At 32.3% G+C, this 18,078-nt stretch carries 11 protein-coding genes and 1 pseudogene; 7 read left to right on the forward strand and 5 right to left on the reverse strand.

Annotated features, from left to right (window positions below; translation table 11 throughout):
* Window positions 1-39 precede the first annotated feature (39 nt).
* Window positions 40-1,385 (reverse strand): annotated as a pseudogene (gene dgt, locus AMD28_RS09375) (dGTP triphosphohydrolase).
* Between the two features lie 178 nt (window positions 1,386-1,563).
* On the opposite strand from dgt, the gene AMD28_RS09380 reads away from it, so the two are divergent.
* On the forward strand, window positions 1,564-4,377 hold the full coding sequence (locus AMD28_RS09380; protein WP_055443872.1) for a TonB-dependent receptor: 2,814 nt from the start codon (window positions 1,564-1,566) through the stop codon (window positions 4,375-4,377).
* 44 nt (window positions 4,378-4,421) lie between these two features.
* Window positions 4,422-5,603, forward strand: a complete 1,182-nt coding sequence (locus tag AMD28_RS09385; RefSeq protein ID WP_055443873.1) for a hypothetical protein — start codon at window positions 4,422-4,424, stop codon at window positions 5,601-5,603.
* 75 nt (window positions 5,604-5,678) lie between these two features.
* Here AMD28_RS09385 and AMD28_RS09390 read toward each other — a convergent pair whose 3' ends face one another.
* On the reverse strand, window positions 5,679-6,038 hold the full coding sequence (locus tag AMD28_RS09390; RefSeq protein WP_055443874.1) for a toxin-antitoxin system YwqK family antitoxin: 360 nt from the start codon (window positions 6,036-6,038) through the stop codon (window positions 5,679-5,681).
* Window positions 6,039-6,426: 388 nt separating this feature from the next.
* Between AMD28_RS09390 and AMD28_RS09395 the strand changes: the two genes are divergently transcribed.
* Window positions 6,427-7,611 carry a porin gene (locus AMD28_RS09395; protein ID WP_055443875.1) on the forward strand — a complete coding sequence of 395 codons (1,185 nt, stop codon included), beginning with the start codon at window positions 6,427-6,429 and terminating at the stop codon, window positions 7,609-7,611.
* Between the two features lie 69 nt (window positions 7,612-7,680).
* The gene (locus AMD28_RS09400; RefSeq protein WP_055443876.1) at window positions 7,681-9,990 is read left to right on the forward strand and encodes an inorganic phosphate transporter; all 2,310 of its coding nucleotides are present in this window, start codon (window positions 7,681-7,683) and stop codon (window positions 9,988-9,990) included.
* A gap of 246 nt (window positions 9,991-10,236) precedes the next feature.
* Here AMD28_RS09400 and AMD28_RS09405 read toward each other — a convergent pair whose 3' ends face one another.
* A complete protein-coding gene (locus tag AMD28_RS09405) occupies window positions 10,237-12,045 on the reverse strand; it encodes a ribonucleoside-diphosphate reductase subunit alpha (protein WP_055443877.1) in 1,809 nt (602 codons plus the stop codon).
* A gap of 1 nt (window position 12,046) precedes the next feature.
* Complete coding sequence (locus AMD28_RS09410; protein ID WP_055443878.1) at window positions 12,047-13,321, reverse strand: ribonucleotide-diphosphate reductase subunit beta; 1,275 nt, start codon at window positions 13,319-13,321, stop codon at window positions 12,047-12,049.
* 740 nt (window positions 13,322-14,061) lie between these two features.
* Here AMD28_RS09410 and AMD28_RS09415 point away from each other — a divergent pair.
* Both AMD28_RS09415 and AMD28_RS09420 read left to right on the forward strand, forming a co-directional pair.
* Complete coding sequence (locus tag AMD28_RS09415) at window positions 14,062-14,781, forward strand: LytR/AlgR family response regulator transcription factor (protein WP_420806048.1); 720 nt, start codon at window positions 14,062-14,064, stop codon at window positions 14,779-14,781.
* A 23-nt stretch (window positions 14,782-14,804) separates the two neighbouring features.
* Complete coding sequence (locus AMD28_RS09420) at window positions 14,805-16,772, forward strand: tetratricopeptide repeat-containing sensor histidine kinase (protein ID WP_055443879.1); 1,968 nt, start codon at window positions 14,805-14,807, stop codon at window positions 16,770-16,772.
* On the opposite strand, the gene AMD28_RS09425 is transcribed toward AMD28_RS09420, so the two are convergent.
* Window positions 16,773-17,342 (reverse strand): DUF3109 family protein, encoded by a 570-nt coding sequence (locus AMD28_RS09425; RefSeq protein WP_055443880.1) that lies wholly within the window; start codon window positions 17,340-17,342, stop codon window positions 16,773-16,775. It lies immediately after the preceding gene.
* Window positions 17,343-17,469: 127 nt separating this feature from the next.
* On the opposite strand from AMD28_RS09425, the gene AMD28_RS09430 reads away from it, so the two are divergent.
* Window positions 17,470-18,054, forward strand: coding sequence for a MarC family protein (locus AMD28_RS09430; RefSeq protein WP_055443881.1), 585 nt, complete (start codon window positions 17,470-17,472; stop codon window positions 18,052-18,054).
* Window positions 18,055-18,078: the final 24 nt, after the last annotated feature.

The raw sequence follows: 18,078 nt of genomic DNA on the forward strand, positions 1-18,078 counted from the left end.
AAAGCAAATATAACAAAACTAGAGACATATAAAAAAATCTTATATGTTAAAGCTTAATCCTTTAATTTTCTTATAGACCATAATGGCTTTACTGTCTGAGAGCAAAGAAACATAGTTACAAATACTCAATAATCTTAAGTATAAATTATCTTCATTTATATTAATCATTTTGGGTAATCGCTTAAGTACAAGTGTATCGTAATTAGTAGGTGTGCCATTATAATTATTATTAATTGCTTTGGTATAAACACTTAATAAGGTATTCAAGACTTGATAACCAGAAATCTCTTTATCCACCACTTCTATAGATTGATATACATTATCGACACTTATCTTAATGATATCGTTTATTTGCGCTTCATATTTACTTTTGTCTAACAAAGCGATTTTAAATTCATCTTTCAATATAGCCTCTTCATTTGCAATAAAAATAGCAACAGCTTCATTAATAAGTGTATTAATAGCCAATGCTCTTAAATAGCTAATTCGATCTTGCGTATTACTTAATTGATGGTATTTTTTGGTGTTTATAGTTTCTCTAACCAGATTAATTAAATACTCTAAAGCGTACTCCTCTTGAATAAGTCCTAAATTAATTCCGTCTTCAAAATCAATAATAGTGTAACAAATATCATCTGCTGCTTCTACAAGAAAAGCTAAAGGATGACGTGAAAAACTAACATCTGTTTTACTTCTACTAATTAAACCAAGCTCTTTGGCTACATCTAAAAACGCTTCCTTTTCACTTTGAAAAAAGCCATACTTTTTATCTGCAATATGTTTGGTAGGTTTTTTAGGAAGAGACTCTTTGGGGTATTTCATAAAAGCACCAAGGGTTGCATAACTTAAACGCAAACCACCTTGACGACCTTCTCTATTTTCGGTAACTATTTTAAAACCATTTGCATTACCTTCAAAATCACATAAATCCTGATATTCTTTTGCGGTAAGGTTTTCTTTATACTGTTTCCCTGCTCCTGTTTTAAAGAACTCCCCAATAGCCTTCTCTCCCGAATGCCCAAAAGGTGGGTTTCCAATATCATGTGCCAATGCAGCAGAAGCAACTATGGCTCCAAAATCATTTGCTTGGTATCCGTGAATATTTTGTAAGTGTGGATATTTCTCTAGTAATTTTCTTCCTACTTGCCTTCCTAAGGATCTTGCAACAACACTAACTTCTAAACTATGTGTTAAGCGAGTGTGAACAAAATCGGTTTGCGAAAGCGGTATTACTTGTGTTTTATCTTGAAGGCTTCTAAATTCTGAAGAAAAGATTAACGATCGTAATCTACCTCAAACCCCAAACGGGTTTCGTCTTGTTCTTTTCTTAATCTTTTATTGGTGTCGCCAAAGCGCTTTAAAGAGAGTAGTTGTTCCCAGTTCATCATATCAATTTTATCTTTTGCAAGATACATTTTTAGTGTTAAGAAATTATTTCCAAATAAAAATAATATGCAAATCTCATAACATTAAGCTAACCGTTTTATTACGCTTGTTTAACCTGCACTTAACACCAACTTTACATAGTTAGGGTTTCTTTGCCTCAAGAAATTAAAACAAGTAATGAGAAATTTTTTATTAGCAATAACACTATTAACTTCTTTAGCAACCTTTGCACAATCTTCTGGTTCTTTAGCTGGAAAATTAATAGACAAAGAGTATAACAACGAGCCGCTTCCTTTTGCAAATGTTATAATAAAGGGTACGTCTACAGGAACAACTTCTGACATGGATGGTCTTTATACAATAAATGATTTAGCAGCTGGAAACTACACCGTTATTTACAGCTTTGTTGGTTACGAAAGTCAAGAGATTGTTGTAGAAATTACAGCAAACAAAGTTACTAACCTAGATGTAACTATGGGAGCAAGTGCTGCTTCTTTAGATGAAGTTGTAATTACGACCACTACCAAAAGAGAAAGTGAAACTGCTTTATTACTAGAACAAAAGAAAGCGGTAGAAATTAAACAAAGTATTGGTGCCGAAGAACTTTCTAGAAAAGGAGTTAGCGATGCTGCTGGTGCGGTTGCTAAAATTTCTGGAGTTTCCAAACAAGAAGGATCTAGTAATGTTTACGTGCGTGGTTTAGGAGATCGATATTTAAACACCACCATGAATGGTTTATCGCTTCCGTCTAATGATGTGAATAAAAAGAATATTGATTTGAATCTATTTTCTTCCGACGTGATAGAAAACGTATCGATAAGCAAAGCATATTCCTCTAAATATTATGGAGACTTTTCTGCTGGTAACGTAGATATTAGTTCGAAAGATTATAAAGGAAATGGTTTCTTTGACGCTTATGTTTCCACTGGGTTTAACACAAATGCAATAGATAAAGACTTTGTAAGAAGTGAAGGAACTGGTTATTTTGGCTACTATGGCAGATATGACCATAATCCTTTTGCTGTAGTTTTATCGCATGGTGTAGATCCTGAAAATGCAGGTACACCAATTAATATTGGTTATGGCGCTTCCGCTGGAAAGTCTTTCAACTTTAACAATGGTTCTAGACTAAGTGTTTTTGCTACTGCTTCTTTTGAAAATGCCTACGAATACCGAAAAGGTTCTGCAGTAGATTACACACTAACCGAAAAGAAAGCCTTTATAGATAATGCCGAAGAATACGAATATGGCACAACCACCACAGCAATGGCATCTATTAACTACAAAATAGATAGCGACAATAGCATTAAATACAACTCCTTATTTATTAATAACTCTTCCGATAAAGTTGGCTATTTTGGTATAGACGGAAAAGGTAGAAGTCGTGACGCTATTCTAAATACAGACGAAGGTTTTTACCAAATGAATGTACAATTTGACCAAACACAAATGTATGTCAACCAATTATTAGGAAAGCATTCTTCAGGAAAACTAGATGTAGATTGGGGATTTGGTTACAACTATGTATTCTCAAAACAACCAGACAGAAAGCGTGTAAGTGTTGAAAATTATCATTTCGCATTAGACAATGACATTAACACAAACCCTTCATTTTACAGCAATGTAGTTTTTGATAACCAACGCTATTTTCAAAATATTGAAGACAACGAATACAACGGAAGAATCAATCTAGCATACAATGCCAATGATAATGTAAAAATCAACGTAGGATATAACGGAAGAAGTAAAGAAAGAACGTTTAACAACATTCGCTATGGATATGATATTTTAGATTCTGGATACGCCATTGCAGATTCAAATAATTTTAATGCGGTATTTAATTTAGATAATTTAAACCTTAACGATGGGGATGATGGGATTTATGAAATACAAGTAATTAACCCTATTCCTACGTTATCTAATGTTAACAGACCTGGATTATACGAAAACACATATACCGGAAACCTTAATGTTTATGCTGGTTATGTAGATGCTGAAATTAAATCTGGCGAAAAATGGCTATTTGTTCCGGGTGTACGCCTAGAGTCTTTCGAACAAAAAATCGCTTTTAATGTTATCAACTTAGGAAACTTAGGAAATAGCGAAATAACCTCTAAAGAAACTTTTGTCCTTCCTACCTTAAATGTAAAATATGCATTAACGGAAGATGCGAACCTTCGTTTTTCTGCTAGTCAGACAGTTTCTATTCCTGAATTTAAAGAAGTTGCTCCTTTTGTTTACGAAGATATCTCTACTAGAATTGGTGGTAATCCAGATTTATTAGAAAAAGGATATTCTAAAATATTAAACATCGATTTAAAATACGAATGGTTTTTCAGCAAAAACGAAATACTATCTGTAGCCGCTTTCACCAAAGAAATTAAAGATCCTGTAAACTTAGTGGTTGGTGCAGATGCAACTGGTACACAACGTTACTTTAGAACAGGAGACAAAGCAAATGTATATGGTCTAGAAGTAGAAATCAGAAAAAACCTACTGACAGATGAAGATGAAAACACCAAACTTTCTGCAGGTTTTAACGCAACTTACATGCACACAAAACAAGATTTATACGAGAATATAGATGGTGCTTTTTACGATGTAAGTTTTACTGAAAGTGAAGAAGAACTACAAGGTGCTTCGCCATTAATACTTAATGCTGATATTAGTTATTCGCCAACTTTTGGAAACTACAAACCAACAGCAAACGTAGTATTCTCATATTTCTCTAACCGAATTGACGCTTTAGGTTCCGGACAATTAGGAAATGTTATAGAAAAAGGAGTACCAACATTAGACTTCATCTGGAAAAACAAAGTAAACGACAAGCTAGAGATAAACCTAAGCGCAAAAAATATTTTAAACGCGAACATCGATTATTACAGAGAAACAACATTAGGTGATGTTTCAGTAAACTCTGCTAACGGTAAAGGAGTAACCGATTACCAAAGAGGTATCGACCTTGGACTACAACTTAAATATAAATTTTAATCACAACTATAAAATCAAAAACGAATTTAATTAAACTTGAAACAATGAAAAATACTTTAATTTTAGGATTAGCAATTATAACAGTGCTTTTCTCTTGCACAACAGATGATACTTCAGATATCGTAATCAATGACAACAGTACGGTAAACAACAATTCTGGTGGTGAAACGCCGAGTGATGATTGTATTTTCCTTTCCGGAACGTATATCGAAGATTTAACTTTAGACGCAAACAACTGTTATAAAGTAAACGGTTCTTTAATCATGGCAGAAGGAACAACATTAACTATTCCTGCTGGAATGACATTAGAAGCTTTAGCAGCTGGAGCAAATGTTTACATTGCTATTTCTCAAGGTGCACAAATTATTGCAAACGGAACTGCAAGCAACCCAATTGTATTAACATCAGATGCTGCTGCACCAAGTGCTGGAGATTGGGGAGGATTAATTCTTTTAGGAAAAGCGCCTATCAACTCAGTAACTGGAACATCTACTTCTACTTCAGAAATTGCTAGCTTACCATTTGGAGGAACAGATGCAACAGATAATTCTGGAAGCTTACGTTATGTTCGTGTAGAATATTCTGGTGGTGCTGCAGATGGACAGTCGGAAAACAACGGATTCTCTTTTTATGGAGTTGGAAGCGGAACTTCTGTAGAATACATTCAAGCTTTTGAAGGTAAAGATGATGGTATCGAATTCTTTGGAGGAACAGTAAACGCTAGTTATGTTTCTGTAGTAAATGCACAAGATGATTCTATTGACTGGACAGAAGGTTACACAGGAACCATTACAAATGCATACGTGAAGCATGGAGTAGATCACGATAAAGGTATTGAAGCAGATGGTTTTAACACCGACTTTAGTAATGCTGCTGGTTATTACTCTAAGCCAACAGTTACTAACTTAACAATTATAGGATTAGGTTCTGCAACTGGAAATGAAGCAATTCGTTTAAGAGCAGGTACACAAGGAATATTCAACAATGTTTTAATTCAAGGTTTTGAAGAAGGTTTTGATTTAGATGGAGATGCTGGAGATAGCCCAACAGGAGCTGGAGTTATTAGTGGAGATTTAAGTGTTACCAATGTCACTTTTACCGATGTCACTTTAAACATGAAAAATGATACTGCTGAAATCTTTACAGAAGCTGAATTTATTTCTGGTAACGGAAACGGAACAGGAACAGATTATGCTACATGGGGAGCATCTTGGACCGTGGAATAAGTAATTTATTTGAATAGTCCCTAAATCAAAAAAAGCATCCTAATTAGGATGCTTTTTTATTTTTCTTAATGCTATTTATTGTCTAGTAGCAATAGACGTTTTGTTTGTCCATTCACTCACATTTGCAATTGCATTGTTTGTATAATCTATTTCTTTTAAAGTTTTATCATTCCAATAAAACCACTTGCCGACTTTCTTCCCATTATCATAATTCGCCGAAACTGTTTTATCGCCTTTGGTATCAAAACGTAACCACTCTCCTTGAAGTTTACCATCTGTTGTATAGAATCCTGTTTGACTCACTACACCATTGTCGTGATAGTACGTTACTTCAATTAAGCTAGTTTGTTCGTTAAGTTTTAATGTTCTCTCTTGCTGTGCAAAAGAAATCACTGAAAGCATTAAAGCGAAAAACAAAATAAATTGCTTCTTCATTATTATGGGTTTTTAATTAATAATACCACAATATACACATTTATTAATAATTACGAAACATTTACGTAACATTAAATTAACATTAAACCAATAACTATCTGTTTATCAATTTATTGAGCGCTGTTAAAATAATGATATTTATTAATAATTACTTAATATTTACATTACATTAAAATCATTTTTGTATTAGATATTTGCTTGTATTTTAAAATACAAATTTTAGTATTTCATATAATCTATTAGTTTTTGTCGACTATATTATCATGAATTCTACAGGCTGCTTTTGGCCAAAGCAGCCTTTTTTTGTTTGTTAAATTTAATAATTTAGAAACATTAAGTTAACATTAGTGTTGGTTCTTTGTAGCGACAAAAACTAATAAGTAACTTAATGAAGCTTAACTCTTTATTAATTGCAATGCTACTATTTGCAATTACCTCCATACGTGGGCAAGAAAACCAATCTCCCAAATTTGGGAAAGGATTATTCAACCTAGTAGGAAAGGATAGCACATTCACCATGAAAATTGGCGCTAGAATGCAATTTCTTGCTATCTCCAACTGGGAAGATGGAGAAGCTAACGAGTCCAATTTTTTAGTTCGTCGTGCTAGATTAAAGTTTAACGGCTTTGCATATAGCCCAAAACTAAAATACAAACTAGAACTAGGCTTATCCAATAGAGATATTTCTGGAGCTTCAGAGTATACCAGTAATGCACCAAGATATATTTTGGATGCTGTTATAAAATGGAACTTCCATGAAAACTTCGTGCTTTGGTTTGGACAAACCAAACTACCAGGAAACAGAGAGCGTGTCATTTCTTCGGCCAATCTGCAACAAGTTGATCGTTCTTTATTAAATAGCAGATTTAATATTGATCGCGATTTAGGGATTCAATTAAGACATCACTTTAACATTACAGACACCTTTATTATTAAAGAAGCACTTGCTATTTCGCAAGGAGAAGGAAGAAACATCACTTCTGGTAACCTTGGAGGCCATCAATATACTGGTCGTTTAGAATTTTTACCTTTTGGAGACTTTGCAAGTCAAGGAGATTATAAAGGAAGTGATTTAAAACGCGAACCAACTCCAAAGTTAGCTTTAGGTGTTAGTTATGATTTTAATAACAACGCCGTAAAAACGAGAAGTAACCAAGGAGATTACATGGTAAACGAAGAAGGTGTTTTTCACGAAACCAATATCTCTACCTTATACATAGATGCTATGTTTAAATACCAAGGCATTTCTTTTATGGCAGAATATGCAGATAGAAATGCAGACGATGTGTTCTTTACTAATGAAGAAGGCGACATAGACGCTGTTCAAATAGGTAGTGCTATCAACCTACAAGCAGGATATTTATTAAAAAAAGATTGGGAAATTTCTGGAAGGTTCACCAATATAGATTGGGACAAATTAACAGGTAACGCGAATCAAAGTCAATATACACTTGGTGTTTCCAAATATATTGTTGGTCATAAATTAAAAATACAGTCCGATATTAGCCACCTAGAAGTAACTCAAGGGAATAACGAATTGATGTACCGATTACAATTTGACATTCATTTTTAAAACATAACAATTAGGTAACATATTAATCAAGAAGACTAAAGATATTTGCAAACATTTTTAAATTAAATTATGGAAAATATATACTTATATATGATTATTGCTCTTGCTATTTTGGCTGTTGCCGATTTAGTGGTTGGAGTGAGTAATGACGCTGTAAACTTTTTAAATTCGGCTATTGGTTCTAAAGCGATTACTTTTAAAACAGTGATGATTGTCGCTAGTTTAGGAGTTGCAGTAGGAGCTGTTTTTTCTAGCGGAATGATGGAAGTTGCACGTAAAGGAATTTTCAACCCTGGAGAATTTATGTTTAATGAAATCATGATTATTTTCATGGCAGTAATGATAACCGATATTCTACTATTAGATTTCTTTAATACCATTGGTATGCCAACCTCAACCACAGTATCTATTGTATTTGAGTTATTAGGAGCTGCTGTTGCCATGGCTTTAATAAAAATTGGTCATGATGGTGGAAATTTTGATGATGTAGTAAATTACATAAACACCTCTAAAGCTTCCCAAATTATATTCGGAATCGTACTCTCGGTAGTCGTCGCATTCTCCATTGGTGCTTTAGTACAATGGGTTTCCAGATTATTATTATCTTATAATTTTGAGAAGAAAGCAAATTGGGTTGGTGCTTTATTTGGCGGATTAGCACTTACCGCAATTACCTATTTTATCTTCATGAAAGGTTTAAAAGGAACTTCTTACGCAAACCAACCGTTCGATCTTTTAGGTGGTGACACGATGAAAGACTATTTAGAACATCAAGTACTTTATATTATCCTTATAAGTTCTGTAATTTGGTCTTTATTAGCTTTTGCTGCTATTACCTTATTCAAAACAAACATTTATAAACTAATTATTATAGTAGGTACTTTTGCATTGGCATTAGCTTTTGCAGGAAATGATTTAGTTAACTTTATTGGTGTACCAATAGCTGCTTATAATGCATTTACAGAATGGACTGCTTCTGGTTTAGCTGCAGATGCTTTTCCTATGGATGTATTAGCAGAAAAAGTACCAACCAACAACTTGCTTCTTTTTATAGCAGGAATAATTATGGTATTAACCATCTGGTTTTCTACCAAAGCAAGAAATGTAGTTAAAACATCTTTAGATTTATCTAGTCAAAGCGCAACTAAAGAACGTTTTCAACCTAACTTTTTATCTCGTGGTTTTGTAAGAGTAGCAATAGGAATGTCTCAAATGTCATCTTATATATTACCAGAAACATGGCAAGCCAAAATTGACAAACAATTTGAAGTTCCAGTAATAAAAATATCTAAAGACAAGGTGCATGAGTTACCAGCTTTCGATATGGTTCGTGCTGCGGTGAACTTAATGGTTGCTGCGGTATTAATATCTTTAGCAACATCTTACAAATTACCACTTTCTACAACTTATGTAACTTTTATGGTTGCCATGGGAACCTCTTTAGCAGATAGAGCTTGGGGAGCAGAAAGCGCGGTGTATAGAGTAGCTGGTGTATTAAATGTAATTGGAGGTTGGTTCTTTACCGCTTTTAGTGCCTTTGTTGCTGCTGCCTTAGTTGCTTACTTACTAAACTTAAACCTACAAGTAATGTTTCCTTTATTATTGGTTGCTGCTTTTGGTTTATTATTAAGAAACTATATAGCACACAATAAAAAGAGTAAAGAAGAAAAGGCAGAAGACACCTTAACTAAAGCAGAAAGTAGTTCTGTACAAGGAGTAATTCACGAAAGTGCAAGTAATATTGCAAGTGTTGTAAAACGTGGAAACAGAATTTATACCAATGCCGTTAAAGGACTTGCTAAACAAGATTTAACCTTACTTAAAAAGAATAAAAAACAAGTTATTAAGCTATCCGATGAAGTAGATGAACTTAGAGATAACATCTTCTATTTTATTAAAAACTTAGACGAATCTAGTATTGGAGCGAGTAACTTCTACATAAACATTTTAGGTTATTTACAAGATATGACACAGTCTTTAGAATACATTTCTAGAGTAAGTCATAAACACATTAATAACAATCATAAAAAACTTAAATTCAATCAAATTAAAGAATTGAAGCAAGTAGATGATAAAGTAGAAGTATTATTTAATGATATTAAGGAAGCTTTCGATTCTGGTTCTTTTGAAAAAATTGGAGCGATCTTAAATGAAAAGACCGAAGTATACGATTTAGTAAAACAAAAGATTCAAGCGCAAGTTGCTCGTACCCGTACGGAAGAATCTAGTCCGAAAAATACAACCCTTTATTTTGGATTGTTATTAGAAACGAAAGATTTACTAAACGCTACTATGAATTTATTAGAAGAATATCACGGTGCACACGATAGCAGTATTAAACCTGCTGTAATTACCGAAGACGACGCAGAGAAAGCATAGTTTTCTCTTTTCTTATATAACAAAAAACCATCTCGATTGAGATGGTTTTTTTTATGATCTAATGTACAATTCTTGTTTTTAAACAACTCCTTTAGGGTAAGAAGGCAATGATTACTATTCATTAATAACAAATAAACACCTCCAATTGCTTTTACATACTTCTAATTTAATATTCTTTATACCAAACAAAAAACCACCTCGATGACGAGATGGTTTTTTCCTTAACACTTAATTAAATATTACTAATTACCCTTCGCAACTAGCACATTCTTTCTTTTGCTTAAACTGTTGTGCAGCATTAATACTGTGTTGGTAGTATAGCGACTTAACGCCTAACTTCCATGCTGTAACATATAGTTTATTGATGTCTTTTACTGGCATATCTGGATGTACCATGATATTTAAAGACTGTCCTTGATCGATATGGTTTTGTCTGTTTGCCGCTTGGTATATAATACTCATTTGGTCAATTTCAGAATAGGTTTTAAACACCTCTTTTTCATGGTCTGTAAGTCCTTCTAAATGTTGTACAGAACCATCATAATCACGAATGCTATTCCAAATTTCTTTCGTATTCATTCCTTTTTCTTCTAAAAGAGCTAGTAAAAACGGATTTTTAATCGTGGTTTTAATCTTAGCAATATCCTTTACATATATATTAGACCAAATTGGCTCAATACCTTGAGATACTTGTCCTAAAATAAATGCTGAAGATGTTGTTGGTGCTACAGCATTTAATGTAGTATTACGTCTTCCGTATCCTTTTAAAACTTCTGGCTCACCAAATAATTTTGCTAATTCTTGTGATGCTTTATTAGACTTATCATTAATGGTTTTAAATATTTCACTATTTAAATTGAAAGCTTCTGTACTATCAAAAGCTACATTTTCAGATTGTAATAAAGAATGCCATCCTAAAGCTCCTAATCCTAAAGCTCTGTTTTCTTTAGCAAAGTTATATGCTTTTTCCATGAACATAAACGTCTGTCTATCGTCTCTGTTATCGGAATCTCTATATACTTCTAACTTGGTGATAAACTCTTCTAAAACGGCATCTAAAAAGTACACCATTGTTTCTACTGCATCGGTATCTTTCCACTTATCATAATGTAATAAGTTTATAGAAGAAAGTACACATACAAATGACCATCTATCGTTTGTTGGTAACATGATTTCTGAACACAAGTTACTTGCGTAGATTTCATGATTTTTATCTTGATATACATCTGGTGCAGTACTGTTTGCATTATCTTTAAAGAAGATATAAGGATATCCTATTTCTCCTCTACGTTGTAATACTTTTGCCCAAATAGCTCTTTTTTCTTGATCTCCAGCAATCATGTCTTCCATCCACTCATTACCAACAGTTACACCATGTGTTAACTCTTGAATTGGGTTTCCTTCTGTACCAATTTCTAGAAATTCATTAATATCTGCATGATCAATAGGTAAGTATGGAGAAAAACGTCCTCTACGTACAGAACCTTGACTTACTACATCTACCATTTTTTCAAAAAGTTGCATGATATGTACTGCTCCTGAAGACTCTCCGTTATTTTTAACAGGAGCACCTCTATGACGTAATTTACCAAAGTAACCAGAAGTACCACCTCCTAATTTAGACATCATTCCTACTTCAGATTGTGTATATAGGATATCTCCCATATCATCTGAGATATGTGAACCAAAACAGCTAATTGGCAAACCTCTTCTTTTCCCAAAGTTGGACCAAACAGGAGAAGCTAGTGAGTAATAACCTTCTGCCATATAACCATAGAACTTATCTGCAAAGCCATCAATTTTTAAAATGTCTTCTGCTCTTTCCGCGATTTCTCTAATTCTTTCTTCTGGTGTAGTATCATCTGTTAAATACCCTGAAGCTAAAAACTTGCGACTGTTTTCGGTTAACCATTTAATTTCAGGTTCTTTATTACCTGCTTCCTTTTTAATTTCTTCTCTAGTTTCTTTTCTAGCGTTAATTAATTCGTCATAATTAGAAGCTTTTGCTTCTTGACTTAAATTTGCCTCGGTGTTCTGTTTTGTTTGGTTGCTCATCTTAAAATAGGTCGTCGCTAGTTATACTTTTTGTTCTTTTGCTATAGTTTATAGATCTTTTCACGAAGAAATCTCCATGTTTTGTTCCTATAATTTCGTCATCAAACCATTCGGTTTGTGCTACTAATTTTTCGTTTACTTCAAATACTTTTTCAATTCCAATACTTTCTAAAGAGTTGTTAAAACGATTTTTAATAAACTCGTTAATAACGTCTTTTGGTAAGAAATCTAATTCGCCTGCTTCAAAAATCCAGTCTATAATTTTACTTTCACTTTCAAATGCTTCTCTACATAATTCTTGTACGGAAGCCGCATGTGCTTCATCAAACCACGTTGGGTTTTCTTCTTTTATAATTCTAATAATATCAATTCCGAAATCCCCATGGATTTGTTCTTCTTTAGAAGTTGCTTCTACCACATTAGAAACTCCTTTAAGCATGTTTTTATGCTTATTGAATGCCATGATTATTAAAAACTGAGAGAATAGAGATACGTGTTCTATAAATAGAGAGAATAATAAAATTGACTCTGCATATTCTTTATTGTCTTCACTTTTAGAATTTTTTAAAGCCATTTCTAAATAATGCACACGACGCATAATTACTGGCTTTTTCTTTATGTTTTTAAACTCGTTGTTAAGTCCTAAAATCTCTAATAAATGCGAATATGCATCTTGATGGCGCACTTCACTTTCTGCAAAGGTTGCTCCTACAGATCCAATTTCTGGTTTTGGCATTTTATTATAAATCTCTCCCCAAAAATTCTTTACTGCAACTTCAATTTGAGAAATAGCAAGCATGGTATTTTTAATCGCATTTTGCTCTACAACGGTAAGTCTTGTTTTAAAATCCTGAATATCACTTGTAAAGTTAAATTCTGAATGAATCCAATAAGAATGTCTAATCGCATCTACATAATCGTTAAGCGCAGGATATTCGTATGGCTTAAGGTTGATACGTTTTTCAAAAATATTTGTTTTTCTACTTCTTGTTTGCTCGTCTCTATATAAGATATATGCTTTAGCAACATCAGGAAATTGGCTTCCCATTAATTTTTCTTCTACAAGATCTTGTACTTGCTCTACCGTTGGAATATATTTAAAGTCTTTTTCTTTTCTATCTAACAACGTTTTTAAAACGCTTACAGAAATGGCATTCGCATCTTCTTTAGAACCATTTCCTACGGAAAGCATTGCTTTCTCAATGGCATTAGAAATCTTATTTAAAACAAAAGGGCTTGTTTCATAATCTCTTTTAATAATCTGCGTAATCTCCATAATCTTTTAATTAAATAGCTAGTTTGTTATTTGGAATGACTTCTATCATTCAAAAACTTAATAATAAATCTGTAAAAACGTGTTATAATTTTCCTTTTATAGGTATCAAAAAGGAAGCTTTCTTCAAAAAAAATGGATTTCCTATCGCTTTTTTTAATAAAAAATATAGAAAATCTATTTCGTTTTTTGGCTTGAACAAAGATTGACAATTGTAGTTAAAAAAGAAAGGGTATTTTGTAAACGTTGTCAACAAGTTTTTAACAACTGAGTATTTACCTAGTTTTTCAACGGATTTGACCCATTTAAACTAACTTACTGATTATTAGATGTTTAAAATATTAAAGTTTTGTTAACATCAGTAAAACAAGGGGTTTCATAATTTTACAAAACAAAAAAAACGAGCGCCTATAGCACTCGTTTTTCTCCCTAAAATAACTAACTGAAATAACTAAAAAAATCAATCAATATAAATACATGATTTTAGTTTTTCAAAATCATGTATGTCGATTAATAGCAAATTAATACTGATTGTTTTTTACAATTAATAGCAATGCTAATATCTCGATTTTATACAAAACTCACATACACAAATGTATAGTTGGTAAGAAATTTTGTATAGTTGGTATATAAAACAGCAATACCATCTAATAAAACAGGAAACAGCGCTTAGTATACAAAAAAAGCAACCAGCTACACATAATAAAGTTACCGCCTCATTTTATATTATTATATTTGATATTATGATAAAAGCAGTAATTGTAGATGATGAACCAAAAGCAATCCAAAGTCTAACTTGGGAGCTTAATCATTTCAGTAAAGACATAGAAGTTATTGAAACTTTTTCTAGCCCAGAAATGGCCATTTCATTTTTAAACAAAACCTCAAATACTCCAGACTGTCTATTTTTAGACATACAAATGCCAACAATGGATGGTTTTCAGTTTCTAGAAAAACTAACCAATAAAGATTTTGCTGTTGTTATTACAACTGCTTATGATGAGTACGCTATTAAAGCCATAAAACATGAGGCTATAGATTATTTATTAAAACCAATAGATTCCGACGACTTAAGCAGCACCATTAATAAGCTAAAAAACCTAACTACTAAAAATATTAATTACGATAAGCTAGAAGAATTATTTTATAAATTTAATGAAGAAAACAGCAGGCAAAAAATCACGATAAACACCGACGGAAAGCTCATTTTTTTAAATGTAGACGACATTATTTTTATCGAGTCTGATGGCAACTATAGCACACTTATTTTAAAAGACAACCAAAAACTAGTAGTAACCAAAAAACTAAAAGAGGTCGATGCCTTATTGCCAGACAAAATGTTTTTTAGAATACACAACTCGTATATTATAAACTTAAACAAAGTAAAAGAGTTTATTAAACCGAAGGCTATGTTGTTATGCAATCTAACCATAAAATCCCTGTTGCTAGACAGCGTAAATTAGATTTTCTAGACAGACTTTAAAAGATGCAAAGACTAAAAAACATACCATTACAATGTTTTATACTAATTACAATTTTGTTGTTAGGAAACAACCTGCACGCACAAGAGCCAGCAACTCCTGATTTTAAAGCACAAGTAGAAAGCATTATAACCAAGAAACCTAATAGCTACCAAGACCTGTATTCGCTTTTTAATACCGTTAGTAATGACACCTTAAAAATGCAGTACTTGTCTACAAAAAGTAAAGAAGCAAAATACCTAGAAGGAGAAAGTTATGCTTTAAACATGCTGGGTATTTATTATAGAAACTCATCAAAATACACCGAAGCTTTAGCCTTTCACAAACAAGCACAAGAGCTAGCATTAAAGGCCAACAATTTAGAACTACAAGTAATAAGCCTAAACATGCTTGGTGTAGTAAATAGGAGATTAGACCTAATTCGCTATGCCTTAGACTTCCACAAACAAGCTTTAGATCTTGCCGAAACAGTAAAAGAACCCTCTCTAAATTTAAAACGAAGTATTGCCGTTTCCAGAAATAGCATGGGTAACATTTATTTATCGCTAAAGCAATATGATTTAGCTTTTATACAATTCAACCACTCTTTAGAAATTGAAAGAGCGCTAGACAATAAACTAGGACTAGCTATTAACTACCAAAACATTGGTTATGTTAAAGAAAGCAAGGGTTTGCTAGAAGACGCACTTGATGATTACAAAACCTCTTTAGATTATAATAATCAAATAAACTCTAATATTGGTCGCGTAATTTGCAACAATAGTATTGCTGTAATCTACATCAAACAAGGGAAATATAAAGAAGCACAAAACACCCTCAACATTGCTTTACAAAAAGCTTTACTACTAACTGACCAATACCACATTATCCCCGTTTATATAAATCTAGGATGGCTACAATTAAAACAAAAGAAATTTGAAGAATCAGAAATAAATTTAAAAAAAGGATTACAAAAATCTAATGATTTAAATCTAGTGACTTCAAAAATTGACGCGTACAAATACCTTTCCCAATTATATGAGCTACAAGGAGATTACAAAAAATCTCACGAATACTTCACAGCACATGTAGCTCTGGACCAAACCGTAACTAACGAAAGAAATTTACAATATGTAAATGACTTGGTTATTAAATATGAAAGCGAAAAGAAAAGTAATCAGATAAAAGAGTTAGCTAGCGAAAATGAAATTGTAAAACTACGTTTAGCACAAAACAAAAGAATACTACTATTAAGTGTATTTGGCGCACTATTAACTTTAGGGATTCTATATGTTTTAAACCGACAAAAAAGTTTAAAAAGCGAAAAGCAAATTATCATGCTAGAGCAAGACATGTTGCGTAATCAAATGAATCCGCATTTTATATTCAATACCCTAAATTCTATTAAGCTGTACATTATTAATAACGAAAAGGAAAATGCAGTTTACTACCTAAACAAGTTCTCAAAACTTATTCGAAAAATTTTAGTCGCATCTACAGAAAAAGAAATCTCTTTAGCCGAAGAAGTAGAAACCATGACGCTTTACATGAATATTGAAAATATTCGTTTTGACAACGAAATTAAGTATAAAATAGAAATTGATAAAAATGTAAATGCCGAAAACATAAAAGTGCCATCCCTTATTTTACAACCTTTTTTAGAAAACGCTTTATGGCATGGTTTGTCTTCAAAAACAAAAAACAAAGAAATTCATGTACATATTGAAAAACCAAAACACAATTCGGTTTCCATTTACATAACAGATAATGGTATTGGTAGAGTGGCTTCCGAAAAAATCAATAAGCAAAAAACACTAAAACGAAAATCTGTAGGTATTTCTATTACAAAAGAGCGATTAGATAATTTTTCTAAACAATTTACAAACGATTATAAATTAGAAATCATCGATTTATATGATGCTAATAATCTAGCAAGCGGAACCAAAGTAGTTATTGAAATTCCTACGGAAGAGATAAAATTAAGAACTGCTTAATTACCTATTCATTTTATCTGCAACCTTTTCTAGTTCAGTATACCAATCTTCACCAAACTTTCTTACTAAAGCTTGCTTAACAAATTTATAAACAGGAACCTGAAGGGCTGCACCAAGCGTACAAGCATCATCACAAATTTCCCATTTATCATAATTTACAGCAGAAAACTCCGAATATTCTTTAACGCGAATAGGATATAAATGACACGAAACTGGCTTTTTCCAATCTATATCTCCTTGATTATACGCTTCTTCAATAGCACAAAGCGCTGTTTTTTTATCATCAAAAATCACATATGCACAATCTGCACCATTAATTAATGGTGTTTCTAAATCACCAAAATCGGTAACAATAGAAGTGCCTTGTTCTTCAATTGCAGCAATACCTTCTTTACGTAAATAAGGTTTTACTTTTGGATAAATATCCTCTAATTTTTTAACTTCCTCTTTATCTAAAGGAGCTCCAGCATCTCCATCTATACAACAAGCACCTTTGCATGCAGATAAGTTACACACAAAATCTTTTTGAATAATATCTTCTGAAACTATTGTTTTTCCTAGTTGAAACATATTGCAAATATACTAGATATTGAAATAAAAAAGCTAACAATTTTTGCACATAAAATTTACAATTATTTAATGTTAGGAATCCTTTTATTATAACGACATTTGCACCGAAAATTAAAAGTTAAAAATCATGCAACTTAATTTTAAAGAAATACTTACCGCTTTTATGATACTCTTTGCGGTAATCGATATTATAGGAAATATTCCTATTATTATCGACTTACGAAAAAAAGTAGGTCATATACAAAGTGAAAAAGCATCCATTATTGCTGGTATTATTATGATTGTTTTTTTGTTTTTAGGACAAAGTTTACTTTCTCTAATTGGTATTGATGTAAATAGTTTTGCCGTTGCAGGTTCTTTTATTTTGTTTTTTATTGCATTAGAAATGATATTAGGTATCACCTTATATAAAGATGATGAAGGCAGCAGCGCAATAACCGCTTCGGTATTCCCGCTAGCATTCCCATTAATTGCAGGACCAGGAAGCTTAACTACCTTACTTTCTTTACGTGCCGAATTTAGAATAGAAAATATTATAATCGCTGTTTTGCTTAACGTTTTAATTATCTTTATTGTTTTAAAGACATCTGCTAAAATAGAAAAGCTTATTGGCCAAAACGGAATTAGTATTATCCGAAAAGTTTTTGGTGTAATTCTTTTAGCTATTGCAGTAAAGTTATTTGCTCATAATATTAAAGCGCTGTTCATATAATTAGAACAGCCAAAATTAAAGGTT

It is taken from the genome of Lacinutrix himadriensis (genome assembly GCF_001418105.1).
Classification (GTDB): domain Bacteria; phylum Bacteroidota; class Bacteroidia; order Flavobacteriales; family Flavobacteriaceae; genus Oceanihabitans; species Oceanihabitans himadriense.

What these genes read in the sequence shown, in the direction of transcription:
- AMD28_RS09380 (WP_055443872.1), top strand. Translation starts at nt 1,564, where the DNA reads ATGAGAAATTTTTTATTAGCAATAACACTATTAACTTCTTTAGCAACC.
- AMD28_RS09385 (WP_055443873.1), top strand. Translation starts at nt 4,422, where the DNA reads ATGAAAAATACTTTAATTTTAGGATTAGCAATTATAACAGTGCTTTTC.
- AMD28_RS09390 (WP_055443874.1), bottom strand. Translation starts at nt 6,038, where the DNA reads ATGAAGAAGCAATTTATTTTGTTTTTCGCTTTAATGCTTTCAGTGATT.
- AMD28_RS09395 (WP_055443875.1), top strand. Translation starts at nt 6,427, where the DNA reads ATGAAGCTTAACTCTTTATTAATTGCAATGCTACTATTTGCAATTACC.
- AMD28_RS09400 (WP_055443876.1), top strand. Translation starts at nt 7,681, where the DNA reads ATGGAAAATATATACTTATATATGATTATTGCTCTTGCTATTTTGGCT.
- AMD28_RS09405 (WP_055443877.1), bottom strand. Translation starts at nt 12,045, where the DNA reads ATGAGCAACCAAACAAAACAGAACACCGAGGCAAATTTAAGTCAAGAA.
- AMD28_RS09410 (WP_055443878.1), bottom strand. Translation starts at nt 13,321, where the DNA reads ATGGAGATTACGCAGATTATTAAAAGAGATTATGAAACAAGCCCTTTT.
- AMD28_RS09415 (WP_420806048.1), top strand. Translation starts at nt 14,062, where the DNA reads ATGATAAAAGCAGTAATTGTAGATGATGAACCAAAAGCAATCCAAAGT.
- AMD28_RS09420 (WP_055443879.1), top strand. Translation starts at nt 14,805, where the DNA reads ATGCAAAGACTAAAAAACATACCATTACAATGTTTTATACTAATTACA.
- AMD28_RS09425 (WP_055443880.1), bottom strand. Translation starts at nt 17,342, where the DNA reads ATGTTTCAACTAGGAAAAACAATAGTTTCAGAAGATATTATTCAAAAA.
- AMD28_RS09430 (WP_055443881.1), top strand. Translation starts at nt 17,470, where the DNA reads ATGCAACTTAATTTTAAAGAAATACTTACCGCTTTTATGATACTCTTT.